We start from the raw sequence: 12,799 nt of genomic DNA on the forward strand, positions 1-12,799 counted from the left end.
GCCCAGCCCCAGCCGCCCCAGCCGGACGGCGGCAACCCGTACGCCCAGGCGCCGTCCGGGCCCGGTCCCGGTGCGCCGCCCCCGATGCCGCCGCAGGCCCCGCCGGGTCCGCCGGCCGGGCCGCCGCCCGCGACGCCGCAGCAGGGTTTCCCCGGACAGCCGCCCGCGCAGCCGCAGTTCCCGCAGCAGCAGCCGCCGATGCCGGGCATGCAGCAGCAGCTGCCGTACCCGGGAGCGGCCGCGGCCGGCGCGCGTGGCAGCGCGGCCGGAGCGTTCTTCCTCGGCCTGCTCGTCTCCGTCGTGGTCTCGCTCATCTACGCGGGCATCTTCTTCGGCACGTACAAGAACCTGACCGACATGACGACGGTCAACATCGTCTACATGGCGCACGCGGTGATCAACGGCGCGGCCGTGGGTGCCGTCGCCGGGCTCATCGGGCGGCGCAACAACGCCGCGCACGTCGCGGCCGCGATCGTCGCGGTGCTCGGCGCGTTCTTCGGCCAGGCCAACGCCGCGTTCTTCGTCCAGATGGACGTCATGGGCAGCGACGTCTACTACCTGCTGCAGGAGAAGCCGTTCTTCCCCGCCGAGATGTGGTGGGGCCGGGACGTCGAGTCCGGGATGCTCTCCCTGCTCGGCCTGCTCCTCGCGGTCCTCGCCGGCTGGGGCATCGCGAGGCTCGTCGGCTCCCGCCGCTGACCCCAGCGCTCCTGGCTCTCGCGGTACGAAAGGGCCCGCACCGGTTCAACGGTGCGGGCCCTTCGGCGTGTTCAGGTACGGGAGTTGAGCCGGCGCAGCGTGTCTCGTCGGCGGACAGGGCTCCGGGGGCAGGTAGGCCGGACACGCCGTCATCGCAGGCGGGGGTCAGGTCCGTACCGCGTCCTGGTCCATCCAGAGGATCTCGAAGTGGTGCCCGTCGGGGTCGAGGAACGAGCGGGCGTACATGAAGCCCAGGTCGTTGGGCTCGGCCGCCGGGGAACCGCCCACCGCGAGCGCCTTGCCGACGAGGTCGTCGACCTGCTCGCGGCTCTCGGCGCTCAGGCAGATCAGCGCCTCGGTGGAGCGCGCGGCGTCTGCGGCGGGCTGCACGGTGAAGCGGCTGAACTTCTCCTCGTGCAGGAGCATCAGGACGATGGTGTCGCTGACGGCGACGCAGACGGTGTCCTCGTCGCAGAACCGGGCGTCGAGCGCGTACCCGAGTTCCGTGAAGAACTTCTTCGCGATCCCGACGTCCTTCACGGCGAGAGTGATGAAGACCGTCTGTCGGTAGGGGCGAGCGGCCATGGTCCTGCTCCTCGGTGTCCGCGGGCATGCCGGACCGCCGTACGACGGACCGTACGAGAAGAAGACCGATCGGCGACCCGGAACTCATCGCCGATCGGGCAGTCTTTTCAGGGGAGTTGACCGAGGGTGGCGGAGCCGGTCAGTGACCGGTGAGGGGGGTGGCCGCGAGCGTGCCGATCAGCCAGGTGAGCGGGCCGAACACGACGAGCAGCGCCGCCGCCCGCAGCCCCGCCGCACCGCGCAGCAGCGAGGCCGGAGCCCCGAGCTTGACCAGGGTGGCGGTGGTGTCGGCGCGGGACTGGCGGGCCTCGACGGCGGCGGTGGCGAGGGTGAGCACCGCGCACCCGCCGACCAGGGCGCTGCCGAGCACCGTGAGCGGGCCGATCCGGGCCGCGCCCGTCGACAGGGCGAGGGCGGCGAGCGCGCCGGAGGACACCGCGCAGACCACGCCGAGGGGGCGGCCGATACGGCGGGCCTCCTCCTGCAGCGCGCGACCGGCGAGCAGCCGGGCGGCGCCGGGCCGGGCGGCCTGCAGCAACTTCCCGCACAGATACGTCAGTCCGGGCCCGGCCAGGGCGAGGCCGACCGCGGTGACGGCCCAGCCGCCGAGGATGGCCGCCGACGACGAGGCGAGCCGGCCGGGCAGCGGGAGCCCGCCGCCCGCGGCCGCGCCGCGGGCCGCGTAGGTCTCCACGGCGAGGCCCATCGCCATCAAGGCCACGCCCCAGGGCAGCCCGCCGGGCGTGGGCGCGGGCGGCGCCGGGTCCTCGGGGGCGGGCTGTTCGGCACCCGGCTTGAGGGTCCGGGGGCGCAGTGTGAGGGCGCCCGCGAGGGTCGCGGCGGTGGGTACGACGAGGAGCAGCGTGCACACCCCGGCGACCGGCAACGGCTGGCCCGAGCCCAGGAGTTGGGCGGCGGCGCCGTCCAGGGGGAGGCCGCTGATGTCGCCGCGCAGATGCAGGAAGAACAGCAGGGCGAGCATGGAGCCGAGGGTGCAGGACACCGCGGTGGAGATGGCGGAGAGCAGCATCATCCGGCCGGGCCCGAGGCCGACCGCGGACAGCGCGGCGCGCGGCCGGGTCGCGGGGTCGGTACGGGCGACGGCGACGGCGAAGTGCACGGTCGCGGCGATCGGCAGGACGCACCAGGCGAGCCGCAGCACGGCGGGGCCGGCGGCCTGCGGGTGGCCGAGTGCGTACCCCAGGGCGCAGAGCAGCAGGAAGCCGGTGCCGGCGGAGGCGGCGGCGACGGCGAGCCGGCGGAGCAGGACGAGGGGGTGAGTGCCGCGGGCTAGACGGAGAGCGAGCACGCCGCCCCTTCCGGCTCGGCGTCCGCGGGCAGCGGCACGGTGTGGACGCGGCGGCCGTCCAGGAGCGAGACGGTGCGGTCGGCGAGGGCCGCGACGTCGGCGTCATGGGTGGCGAGGACGACGGTGATGCCGTGCGAGCGGGCCGCCGTGGTGAGGGTGCGCAGCACATGGGCGCGGTCGGCGCGGTGCAGCGGGGCGGTGGGTTCGTCGGCGAAAAGCACGGTGGGTCCGGCGACCAACGCCCGTGCGATGGCGACGCGTTGGCGCTCCGCGTGGGTGAGGGCGTACGGGCGTTTGCGGGCGCAGGCGCCGATGTCGAGCCGGTCGAGCCACTCCAGGGCGACCTTGCGGGCGGCCCGGTTGCCCGCGCCGTGCAGCATCAGCGGCAGGGCGGTGTTCTCCCAGGCGGTGAGTTCGGGGACGAGCCGCGGCTGCGGGTCGATCCAGCCGAACTTGTCGCGGCGCAGCCGTTCCCGCACGAGCGGGCCCATGGTGTGTACGGGCGTGGAGTTGAACCACACCTCGCCCTGCTGCGGGACGAGCTGGCCGGAGAGGCACTGCAGCAGGGTCGTCTTGCCGCTGCCGCGCGGGCCGCCGACGGCGAGGATCTCGCGCTCGCGGACCCCGACGGAGACCCCGGTGAGGGCGGGCGTGCCGCCGCGCGAGAAGTGCAGCGTGCGTGCCCACAGCACGTCGTTGTCCGGTGGGGCCACCATGGCGATACACCTCGGTTCGGTTACGAAGGGCGCACGTTGATCAGTGCGGTGCCGTCCCCCGTACGGGGGAACGAGACACAGGGCCGATCGGTCACAGGAACCGTAGGGACATATCAGGACAGTACGGACAGCACACGGCCCGGGGGCACCCGTTCTCACTCGAACGGGGCACCCGGGCCGTGGTGGTGCTGAAGGCCCGCGGGGGGCCTGTGGGCCTTACAGCTTGGTCCACGCCTCGGTGAGGACCGAGCGCAGGATGCCCTCGATCTCGTCGAAGGTCGACTGGTCGGAGATCAGCGGCGGGGCCAGCTGGACGACCGGGTCACCACGGTCGTCGGCGCGGCAGTACAGGCCGTTGTCGTACAGCGCCTTGGAGAGGAAGCCGTACAGGACGCGCTCCGTCTCCTCGTCGTTGAACGTCTCCTTGGTGGCCTTGTCCTTCACGAGCTCGATGCCGTAGAAGAAGCCGTTGCCGCGGACGTCGCCCACGATCGGCAGGTCCAGGAGCTTGCGGAGCGTCTGGTAGAACGCGTCCTCGTTGTCCAGGACGTGCTGGTTGAGCTTCTCCTTCTCGAAGATGTCGAGGTTGGCGAGGCCCACGGCCGCGGAGACCGGGTGGCCACCGAAGGTGTAGCCGTGCAGGAAGGTGTTGTCACCCTTGTAGAAGGGCTCGGCGACCTTGTCCGAGACGATGCAGGCACCGATCGGGGAGTAGCCCGAGGTCATGCCCTTGGCGCAGGTGATCATGTCCGGCACGTAGCCGAACTTGTCACAGGCGAACATCGTGCCGAGGCGGCCGAAGGCGCAGATGACCTCGTCCGAGACGAGCAGCACGTCGTACTTGTCGCAGATCTCGCGGACCCGCTGGAAGTACCCGGGCGGCGGCGGGAAGCAGCCGCCGGCGTTCTGCACCGGCTCGAGGAAGACGGCCGCGACGGTCTCGGGGCCCTCGAAGAGGATCTCCTGCTCGATCTGGTCGGCGGCCCAGCGGCCGAAGGCCTCGGGGTCGTCGCCGTGGATCGGGGCGCGGTAGATGTTGGTGTTCGGCACCTTGTGCGCGCCCGGGACGAGCGGCTCGAAGGGGGCCTTCAGGGCCGGCAGACCGGTGATGGACAGGGCGCCCTGCGGGGTGCCGTGGTAGGCGACCGCACGCGAGATGACCTTGTACTTCGTGTGGTTGCCGGTGAGCTTGTGGTACTGCTTCGCCAGCTTCCACGCGGTCTCGACGGCCTCGCCGCCACCGGTGGTGAAGAAGACCTTGTTGAGGTCGCCCGGCGCGTGGTTCGCGAGGCGCTCGGCCAGCTCTACGGCCTTCGGGTGGGCGTAGCTCCACACCGGGAAGAAGGCCAGCTCCTGCGCCTGCTTGTACGCGGTCTCGGCGAGTTCGTGACGGCCGTGGCCGGCGTTGACGACGAACAGGCCGGAGAGGCCGTCAAGGTACTTCTTGCCCTTGTCGTCGAAGATGTAGGTGCCCTCGCCACGCACGATGGTGGGAACGGCGGCGTTCTCGTACGACGACATGCGGGTGAAGTGCATCCACAGGTGGTCGTAGGCGGTCTGGCTGAGGTCCTTGCTCACGGCTATCGGGTTCCCCACATATAGGTCTGCTTCTTGAGCTTGAGGTAGACGAAGCTCTCGGTGGAGCGCACGCCGGGGAGGGTCCGGATGCGTTTCTGGATCACGTCGAGCAGCTGTTCGTCGTCCTCACAGACCACCTCGACCATCAGGTCGAAGGAGCCGGCGGTGATCACGATGTACTCGACTTCTGGCATGGCCGTCAGCGCTTCCGCCACCGGGTCCGTATCGCCCTCGACGTTGATGCCGACCATCGCCTGGCGCCGGAAGCCCACGGTGAGTGGGTCCGTCACGGCGACGATCTGCATCACGCCCTGGTCGAGCAGCTTCTGGACGCGCTGGCGCACGGCCGCTTCGGACAGGCCGACGGCCTTGCCGATGGCGGCGTACGGACGGCGTCCGTCCTCCTGCAACTGCTCGATGATGGCGAGGGAGACGGCGTCCACGGAGGGAGAGCCGTTCCCGGTCCTGGGGGAGTCTGCGCTTCGACTGGCCACGCCTTCACTGTGCATGAGAGTCGGCAGTCTGGCAAGTGGAAACCGATGAAATTCGTTGTTTGGTGAGTCTCAGCCCACTGATTTCGTAGTTGTAGGGCCCTGGGTATGTCGAAAGCGTGAGGTCGGCGGTTAGGGTGGGACTCGGGTGTCTCACCCCCCGGACTCGGGCATTCAGCACCACATCCAGCCCGACCTGCAGCACCGGATCCAGCACCACATGCAGCACCACATGCAGCAACCCACATCCAGCACCGCTCAAGACCAACCCTCTGGTTAGGAGGCCGCAGTGACCACCGAGCTGCGTCGTCTGCGCAATTACATCGACGGAGAGTTCCGGGACGCCGCGGACGGGCGGACCACCGAGGTGGTCAACCCGGCTACCGGCGATGTGTACGCCACCGCGCCACTGTCCGCCCAGGCCGACGTGGACGCCGCCATGGCCGCCGCCGAGAAGGCCTTCCCGGCCTGGCGCGACCTCGTACCGGCCGAGCGTCAGAAGGCCCTGCTCAAGATCGCCGACGCGTTCGAGGAGCGCGCCGAGGACCTGATCGCCGCCGAGTCGGAGAACTGCGGCAAGCCCCTCGGGCTGACCCGCAGCGAAGAACTCCCCGCGATGGTCGACCAGATCCGGTTCTTCGCGGGCGCCGCCCGGATGCTGGAGGGCCGCTCCGCCGGCGAGTACATGGAGGGGCTGACCTCCATCATCCGGCGCGAGCCGATCGGCGTCTGCGCGCAGGTCGCGCCGTGGAACTACCCGATGATGATGGCCGTCTGGAAGTTCGCCCCGGCGCTCGCCGCGGGCAACACCGTCGTCCTCAAGCCCTCGGACACGACCCCCGCGTCGACCGTCCTGATGGCCGAGATCATCGGCTCGATCGTGCCGAAGGGCGTCTTCAACGTCGTCACCGGCGACCGCGACACCGGCCGTGCGATGGTCGAGCACCCGACCCCCGCCATGGCCTCCATCACCGGCTCCGTGCGGGCCGGCATGCAGGTCGCCGAGTCCGCCGCCAAGGACCTCAAGCGGGTCCACCTGGAGCTCGGCGGCAAGGCCCCGGTCGTCGTCTTCGAGGACACCGACATCGCCAAGGCCGTCGAGGAGATCTCGGTGGCGGGCTACTTCAACGCGGGCCAGGACTGTACGGCCGCGACCCGCGTCCTCGTCCACGAGTCCATCCACGACGAGTTCGTGACCGCCCTCGCCAAGGCCGCCGCCGACATCAAGACCGGCATGCCCGACGACGAGGACGTGCTCTACGGCCCGCTGAACAACCCCAACCAGCTGGCCCAGGTCGAGGGCTTCATCGAGCGTCTGCCCGCGCACGCGCGCGTCGAGGCGGGCGGCCAGCGGGTCGGCGACAAGGGCTACTTCTACGCGCCGACCGTCGTCTCCGGCCTCAAGCAGGACGACGAGATCATCCAGAACGAGGTCTTCGGCCCCGTCATCACCGTCCAGTCCTTCACGGACGAGGAGCAGGCCGTCGAGTACGCGAACGGCGTGAAGTTCGCCCTCGCGTCCTCGGTGTGGACCAAGGACCACGCGCGCGCGATGCGGATGTCCAAGGTCCTCGACTTCGGCTGCGTCTGGATCAACACGCACATCCCGCTGGTCGCGGAGATGCCGCACGGCGGCTTCAAGCAGTCCGGGTACGGCAAGGACCTTTCCGCGTACGGGTTCGAGGACTACACGCGGATCAAGCACGTGATGACGTCTTTGGGCTGAGGTCTTGCGTCGGCGTTCAGGTTGCTCTTGACCTGAGTGCTGTCGATCGCCCTGCGGGCTCGTCCTCAAACGCCGGACGGGCTGGATTGTCGGCCTTCGGCCTCGTCCTCAAGCGCCGGACGGGCTGATATTGCCGGGCGGGGCTTGTCGTTCAGGTGCAGCACGGCTCATAAACGCGGCGGGTAGTGGACATGGTGTCCATTGCCCGCCGCGTTTGTGTCAAGTGACCCTGTCCCCATGGCCGTTCACTCACGTCGCACGTTGCTCAAAGGGCTCGGTGGTACCGCCGCCCTCGTCGGACTCGCGGGGTGCGGGGTGCCGTCCGCGCGGATCGGGCCCGGGGAGCGGGCCGCGCCCGACCGGTCCGCTCGCGAGCGGGCGCTGACCTTCGCCAACTGGCCGCTCTACATCGACACCGACGACGAGAACGCCTCGCGTCGGCCCACCCTCGACGCCTTCGGGGAACGCACCGGGATCTCCGTGACGTACACCGAGGAGATCAACGACAACGACGAGTTCTTCGGGAAGATCAGCCCCTCCCTGATGAACCACCAGGAGACCGGCCGCGACCTCGTCGTGATCAGTGACTGGATGTGCGCCCGGTTCGTACGGCTCGGCTGGGTGCAGGAGATGGACCGCAGCCGGCAGCCGAACGTGACGAAGTACCTCGACCCGCTGCTTCGCAGCCCGCACTTCGACCGCGGCCGCCGCTTCACCGTGCCCTGGCAGTCGGGCATCACCGGCATCGCGTACAACCGCAAGCAACTCGGCCGGGAGATACGGCAGGTCAGCGATCTGTGGGCGGACGACCTGAAGGGGCGGGTCACCCTGCTGTCCGGGCTCGACGAGGCGTTCGCGCTGCTCATGCAGGGCGACGGCGTCGACATCACCCGCTGGACCGGCGACGACTTCCACCGGGTGTGCGACCGGGTGGAGAAGTACGTACGCAACCGGCACATCCGGCGCTTCACCGGCAACGACTACATCAAGGACCTGGAGAGCGGTGACGTGCTCGCCTGCCAGGCCTACTCGGGCGATGTCATCCAACTCCAGGCGGACAAGCCCGAGATCGAGTTCGTCGTGCCCGAGGAGGGCGCCGAGCTGTGGTCCGAGTCCCTGATGGTCCCCAACCTCGCCCGGCACAAGGCCAACGCCGAGAAGCTGATCGACCACTACTACGACCCCGAGGTTGCCGCCGAGCTCGCCGCCTGGGTCAACTACGTGTGCCCGGTGCCGGCCGCGCGGGACGTGCTCGCCTCCGCCAAGGACAAGGAGACCGCCGCGCTCGCCGAGGACCCGCTGATCTTCCCGGACGACGCGATGCGCGCCCGGCTCGCCATCGCCCGGGACATCACCTCGAAGGAACGCCCCGAGCTGGCGAAGCGGTGGAACGGGGTGGCGGGGTTGTGAGGCCGCCCCGGCGGTGGCCCCGGCGTGCGCGACCGCACGGATTCGCTCGGGGCGCTCAGCGGTTGAACGCCGGGAACGCGAAGCGTTGGCCCAGGCTCAGGCCGCTGCCCTTCGCGTCGGTCGCCATGACCGAGTAGACGACCGTGCGGGACAGGTCGCGGGTCGCGGCGATCACCGTGTGGTAGCCGGGGCGCGCGCCCGTCTTGCCCCAGACGGCCTTGCCGTTGATCTCGAACCGTTCGAGCCCGGCGCTTTTCGTCGCGCCCGGCACGTCCGGCACCGTGAACATCTCCGCGAGCTGCGGCTCGGGCACCAACTCGCCGCGGAACAGGGCGAAGAGGAGCCGCTCCATGTCGGCCGTCGTCGAGATCATGTCGCCGGCCGCCTTGCGGTCCGACATGTTCCACTCGGTCACGTCGACGAGCTTGCCGTCCATGTCCTCGTAGCCGCGGTTGTGCGGGCCCTTGATGCGCGGGTCCGCGCCCTCGGGGAAGGAGGTGTGCCGCATGCCGGCCGGCTTGAACACCCTTGTCTCCGCCTGGTGTTCATAGGTGTCGCCGGTGACCTTCTCGATCAGCATGGCGAGGACCAGGTAGTGGATGTTGCCGTAGTGCTGCTCCGCGCCCGGCGCGTGCCGCGGGCCCTTGGCCACCCCGGTCGCGACGACCTCCTCGGGCGGCAGCGTCTCGAAGCGGTGCGGGAACTCCTCGTCGACGGTGTCGCCCAGCGTCCGGCCGCCCTGCAGCCCGCTCGTGTAGTTGAGCAACTGCCGTACGGTGACCGGCTCGAAGGCCTTTCCGAGCAGGCCCGGCAGGTACGTCTGCACGGTGCCGTCGAGGTCGAGCCGCCCCTCGGCGACCAGTTGGAGCACCACCGCGGCCGTCACCACCTTCGTGGTGGAACCGGCCCGGAACCGGGCGTTCTCCAGCACCTTCCGGCCCGACCTCAGGTCCCGCACCCCGGCGCTGCCGTGCCAACTCCCCTTGCCGCCCACGCGGATCTCCGCCCCGGTGGCGAACCCGTCGGGGAGTCCCCGTAGGGCTTCCTCCAGGGCCGCCACGTCGGGGCCTTCGGTACGGGCTTCGGTGCGGGCTTCGGTGCGGGATTCCGTACGGGATTCGGTATGGGCTTCCGTGTGCGTGGCCGTCGGGGGCGTGGCCGCCAGGGCCGGGGTGGCCAGTGGGCCCGCGGTGAAGGCGAGGACCAGGGAGGCGGCGAGGGCGGTGCGGGCACGGCGGTTCATGCGGGCTCCAGGTCTTCAGGCGTCGTGGTGCGGTACGCCTCACATCCTGCTGAGCCCGCCTGGCCGGGGGATCACCGTCAGGGAGGGGCCCGACCCTGGTGCGCCCCTGGTGTGTCCCCGGGTCAACTGCCCGGTACGGCAAGGGTGTTGTCGGGGGCGCCCCTTAGGGGGTCAGGGGGGCCAGGCCGGCCAGGGTCTCCACCCGGTTGGTGGTGATCGCGTCGACGCCGAGCCCGAGCAGTGCGCGCATCGAGCGCTTGGTGTCCGGGGTCCAGGCCGCGACGAGCAGCCCGTCCCCGTGGACGCGGGCCACCAGGTCCCGGTTCAGCAGCCCGAAGCGGTAGTTGAGCCAGCGCGGCCGCACCGCTTCGAGCAGCGCCGGCCGGGGCGGCGCGGAGGTGCTCCAGGTCAGCGCGATCTCGGCCGCCGGATCCGCCTCCCGTACCCGCAGCATCGCCGACGCGCCCGCGCAGTAGTACACGTGCTCCGCCGCACCGCAGTCGTGGACCGCGCCGACCACGGTGCGTACCGTCTCCGGGCCCGCGTCCGGCAGGTCGATCAGGACACGCCGGCCGGCCGCCGCCGCCAGCGCCTGCGCGAGGGTGGGCACCCCGCCGCCGGTGAGCCCGCGCAGCTCCGTCGCGGAGAGCCGGGCGAGCGGACGGTCGTGTCCCCAGAGCCGTTTCAGCGTCTCGTCGTGCAGCAGCACGGGCACGCCGTCACGCGTCAGCCGTACGTCGATCTCCACGGCGTCCGCGCCCGCGGCGTACGCGGAACGCAGCGACGGCAGGGTGTTCTCCCGGGCCCGGTACGGGTCGCCCCGGTGGCCCACGACGGTGAGGGTCTGCATGCGCCCATTGTCACCAGGCGTGATCACCGGGGCGAGCAGAGGCTCAGGGGGCGAGCCAGTTCGCGGTGTACGTGTCGATCTCGGCGGCCAGCTTCGCCTTGCCGGTCTCGTCGAGGAACGAGGCGGTCACGGCGTTCTTCGCGAGCTCCGCGAGGCCCCGCTCGTCCAGGTCGAGGAGGCGGGCGGCGACGCCGTACTCGCTGTTCAGGTCGGTGCCGAACATCGGCGGGTCGTCGGAGTTGACCGTCACCAGGACCCCGGCGGCGACCATCTCCTTGATGGGGTGCTGGTCCAGGTCGAGCACCGCGCGGGTCGCGATGTTCGACGTGGGGCAGACCTCCAACGGGATGCGCTGCTCGGCCAGGTGGCGCAGGAGCGCCGGGTCCTGCGCGGAGCTCGTGCCGTGCCCGATGCGCTCGGCGCGCAGCTCGGTCAGGGCGTCCCAGACGGTCTGCGGGCCCGTGGTCTCGCCCGCGTGCGGCACGCTGCGCAGGCCCGCGGCGATGGCGCGGTCGAAGTGCGGCTTGAACTGCGGGCGCGGTACGCCGACCTCGGGGCCGCCGAGCCCGAACGACACCAGGCCCTCGGGGCGCAGCCGGTCGTCGGTGGCGAGCCTGACGGTCTCCTCGGCGGCTTCGAGCCCGGCCTCGCCGGGGATGTCGAAGCACCAGCGCAGTACGGTCCCGAACTCGGTCTCGGCGGCCTTGCGGGCGTCCTCGATCGCGTCCATGAAGGCCCGCGCGTCGATGCCGCGACGGGTCGAGCTGTACGGGGTGACGGTCAGCTCCGCGTACCGGATCTGCTGGCGGGCCATGTCGCGGGCCACCTCGTAGGTGAGCAGCCGGACGTCCTCCGGGGTGCGGATCAGGTCGACCACCGAGAGGTAGACCTCGATGAAGTGCCCGAAGTCCGTGAACGTGAAGTAGTCCGCGAGCGCCTCCGGATCGGTGGGCACCTTGGAGTCGGGGTGCCGGGCGGCGAGCGCGGCGACGATGCGCGGGGAGGCGGAACCCACGTGGTGGACGTGCAGTTCTGCCTTGGGCAGACCGGCGATGAAGGCAGGCAGATCGGACAAGGTCCCTCCCCGGGAACGGCGCCCACAGGGGGCGCGGGTGATCGGCTGATCGGTGGATCGGGGATCATCGTAGGAGGCCGCCCGCCCGGCGGGTCGTGGGCCTTAGCATGACCGAACGTACGAATGAGGGGATCGCCCATGTCCGACGACGCACGGCAGACGCCGGGCGAGCCCGCATCGCGCGACCCCTGGGCGGCGCCGGAGGACCGGGCGCCGCAGCCTTCCCCGGCCCCCGAGGCCCCCGAGGTGTCGCTCAGCAAGCCGGATCCTTCGGTTCCGTCATCCGACGCCGAGCGTGAGGGCGAGCGTGACCCGTGGGCACCGCCCGCGGACCCGGCGCCTGGCTCCGCACCGGGTTCCGCGCCTGGCTCCGTGCCGGGGTACGGCCACCCGACGCCTCCGCCGGTCCAGGGCGGTCCGACTCCCGCGCCCGCTCCCGGTGACGCCGTGCCTCCGCCGCCGGTCGCGCCCGAGGGTCCGGGCCAGGCCGCACCGTCGCCGTACGGAGCGGTCGCGCCGGGGCACCCCGGTTACCCGGGCTATCCGGGGTATCCGACCGGCACTTCCGGCGCGCCCGGTACGTCCTATCCGGGCGGCGCCGGGTACGGCTGGTCGCAGATGCCGATGCAGCCGGCGAACGGCATGGGCGTGACCTCGCTCGTGCTCGGCATCATCTCCGCCGCGATCTTCTGCCTCTGGCCGATCGCGATCATCGTGGGCATCCTCGCGATCATCTTCGGCGCCATCGGCCGCGCCAAGGCGAAGCGCGGCGAGGCCACCAACCCCGGTCAGGCGCTCGCGGGCCTGATCTGCGGCATCGTGGGCACGGTCCTCGGCCTCGCGCTGCTGATCGTGGTGATCGCCACGGCCGGCAGCTCCTCGGGCTCGGGGCAGGATGTGTACGAGGGCATGTCGGTGTCGCAGGGGCCTGTGCAGGCGTCTGTGCAGGGGCACTCGGGGTGACGGGCTGAACGGTTGACGGAGCGGGACTCGGTCCCAGGGCCGGCGGGCGGCACAGTGCCCTCGCCGGCCCTCCGTTGTTTCTGCGGTGCTCCAACTCCCGCCGCCGGAGCGCCCGTTGCCGCACCCCGACGCCGTCCGGCCTCGCCCCCGAAAT

The 12,799-nt window shown here is 71.1% G+C and carries 12 protein-coding genes; 4 read left to right on the forward strand and 8 right to left on the reverse strand.

Annotation, left to right across the window (positions count from 1 at the left end; all coding sequences use genetic code 11):
- The coding region (locus GUY60_RS24025) for a hypothetical protein (RefSeq protein ID WP_161701221.1) at nt 1–699 on the forward strand (699 nt) is incomplete at its 5' end.
- Between the two features lie 165 nt (nt 700–864).
- Here GUY60_RS24025 and GUY60_RS24030 read toward each other — a convergent pair.
- From GUY60_RS24030 to GUY60_RS24050, 5 genes are all read right to left on the reverse strand, one after another.
- Nucleotides 865–1,284 (reverse strand): VOC family protein, encoded by a 420-nt coding sequence (locus GUY60_RS24030; protein WP_161701223.1) that lies wholly within the window; start codon nt 1,282–1,284, stop codon nt 865–867.
- 139 nt (nt 1,285–1,423) lie between these two features.
- Nucleotides 1,424–2,593: a hypothetical protein gene (locus GUY60_RS24035; protein ID WP_161701225.1), complete on the reverse strand. Its 1,170-nt coding sequence runs from the start codon at nt 2,591–2,593 to the stop codon at nt 1,424–1,426.
- Nucleotides 2,575–3,309 carry an ABC transporter ATP-binding protein gene (locus GUY60_RS24040; RefSeq protein ID WP_161701227.1) on the reverse strand — a complete coding sequence of 245 codons (735 nt, stop codon included), beginning with the start codon at nt 3,307–3,309 and terminating at the stop codon, nt 2,575–2,577. Before GUY60_RS24040 ends, GUY60_RS24035 begins: the two co-directional genes overlap by 19 nt.
- Before the next feature lie 216 nt (nt 3,310–3,525).
- Nucleotides 3,526–4,905, reverse strand: a complete 1,380-nt coding sequence (locus GUY60_RS24045) for an aspartate aminotransferase family protein (protein WP_161701229.1) — start codon at nt 4,903–4,905, stop codon at nt 3,526–3,528.
- Entirely contained in the window at nt 4,890–5,396 is a 507-nt protein-coding gene (locus GUY60_RS24050) for an Lrp/AsnC family transcriptional regulator (RefSeq protein ID WP_161701231.1), read from the reverse strand. Before GUY60_RS24050 ends, GUY60_RS24045 begins: the two co-directional genes overlap by 16 nt.
- Nucleotides 5,397–5,667: 271 nt before the next feature.
- On the opposite strand from GUY60_RS24050, the gene GUY60_RS24055 reads away from it, so the two are divergent.
- Nucleotides 5,668–7,104, forward strand: a complete 1,437-nt coding sequence (locus GUY60_RS24055; RefSeq protein ID WP_161701233.1) for a gamma-aminobutyraldehyde dehydrogenase — start codon at nt 5,668–5,670, stop codon at nt 7,102–7,104.
- 237 nt (nt 7,105–7,341) lie between these two features.
- The gene (locus tag GUY60_RS24060) at nt 7,342–8,514 is read left to right on the forward strand and encodes an extracellular solute-binding protein (protein ID WP_161701235.1); all 1,173 of its coding nucleotides are present in this window, start codon (nt 7,342–7,344) and stop codon (nt 8,512–8,514) included.
- Nucleotides 8,515–8,569: 55 nt separating this feature from the next.
- On the opposite strand, the gene GUY60_RS24065 is transcribed toward GUY60_RS24060, so the two are convergent.
- From GUY60_RS24065 to GUY60_RS24075, 3 genes are all read right to left on the reverse strand, one after another.
- Nucleotides 8,570–9,757 carry a serine hydrolase domain-containing protein gene (locus GUY60_RS24065; protein ID WP_161701237.1) on the reverse strand — a complete coding sequence of 396 codons (1,188 nt, stop codon included), beginning with the start codon at nt 9,755–9,757 and terminating at the stop codon, nt 8,570–8,572.
- 163 nt (nt 9,758–9,920) lie between these two features.
- The gene (locus tag GUY60_RS24070; RefSeq protein ID WP_161701239.1) at nt 9,921–10,607 is read right to left on the reverse strand and encodes a glycerophosphodiester phosphodiesterase; all 687 of its coding nucleotides are present in this window, start codon (nt 10,605–10,607) and stop codon (nt 9,921–9,923) included.
- Nucleotides 10,608–10,650: 43 nt separating this feature from the next.
- Entirely contained in the window at nt 10,651–11,724 is a 1,074-nt protein-coding gene (locus GUY60_RS24075; protein ID WP_161701243.1) for an adenosine deaminase, read from the reverse strand.
- Between the two features lie 96 nt (nt 11,725–11,820).
- On the opposite strand from GUY60_RS24075, the gene GUY60_RS24080 reads away from it, so the two are divergent.
- The gene (locus GUY60_RS24080; protein ID WP_161701241.1) at nt 11,821–12,645 is read left to right on the forward strand and encodes a DUF4190 domain-containing protein; all 825 of its coding nucleotides are present in this window, start codon (nt 11,821–11,823) and stop codon (nt 12,643–12,645) included.
- Nucleotides 12,646–12,799: the final 154 nt, after the last annotated feature.

The sequence above is a fragment of the Streptomyces boluensis genome (genome assembly GCF_009908195.1).
Lineage (GTDB): Bacteria > Actinomycetota > Actinomycetes > Streptomycetales > Streptomycetaceae > Streptomyces > Streptomyces boluensis.

Bases quoted from the DNA above. Each gene is read 5' to 3' on its own strand.
- GUY60_RS24070 (WP_161701239.1), bottom strand. From the start codon at position 10,607: ATGCAGACCCTCACCGTCGTGGGCCACCGGGGCGACCCGTACCGGGCC.
- GUY60_RS24060 (WP_161701235.1), top strand. From the start codon at position 7,342: ATGGCCGTTCACTCACGTCGCACGTTGCTCAAAGGGCTCGGTGGTACC.
- GUY60_RS24040 (WP_161701227.1), bottom strand. From the start codon at position 3,309: ATGGTGGCCCCACCGGACAACGACGTGCTGTGGGCACGCACGCTGCAC.
- GUY60_RS24050 (WP_161701231.1), bottom strand. From the start codon at position 5,396: ATGCACAGTGAAGGCGTGGCCAGTCGAAGCGCAGACTCCCCCAGGACC.
- GUY60_RS24065 (WP_161701237.1), bottom strand. From the start codon at position 9,757: ATGAACCGCCGTGCCCGCACCGCCCTCGCCGCCTCCCTGGTCCTCGCC.
- GUY60_RS24080 (WP_161701241.1), top strand. From the start codon at position 11,821: ATGTCCGACGACGCACGGCAGACGCCGGGCGAGCCCGCATCGCGCGAC.
- GUY60_RS24030 (WP_161701223.1), bottom strand. From the start codon at position 1,284: ATGGCCGCTCGCCCCTACCGACAGACGGTCTTCATCACTCTCGCCGTG.